Source organism: Curtobacterium sp. MCBA15_013, assembly GCF_001865095.1.
Classification (GTDB): Bacteria; Actinomycetota; Actinomycetes; order Actinomycetales; family Microbacteriaceae; genus Curtobacterium.
Window position 1 is genome coordinate 1 of sequence record NZ_MJGQ01000083.1, and the last position, 310, is coordinate 310.

Sequence of the window (310 nt, forward strand, 5' to 3'; positions counted from 1 at the left end):
GGCTGGCAACAGTGGCTCAGTGGCCAGCACCACCACGCTGGATCAGACGGCTCCGACCGTGGGCGTGAACCCCCGAACCACCAACGACACCACACCGGCACTGACCGGCACGGTGGATGACGCCAGTGCCGACGTCACCGTGACCGTGAATGGTAATGACTACAGCGCCACCAATAACGGTGATGGTACCTGGACCCTGGCCGACGACACATTGCCAGCGTTGGGTGCGGGGGATTACACCGTCACCGTAACCGCGGTTGATCCGGCGGGTAACGAAGGGTCGAACACCGGCACCCTCACCGTGGATACC

General features: G+C 63.5%; 1 protein-coding gene. It reads left to right on the forward strand.

Translation table 11 applies throughout. The features are described from left to right. Positions 1 to 19 precede the first annotated feature (19 nt). Positions 20 to 310, forward strand: a 291-nt coding sequence (locus BIV01_RS19530; protein WP_217642577.1) for an Ig-like domain-containing protein, incomplete at its 3' end; no start/stop codon positions are given.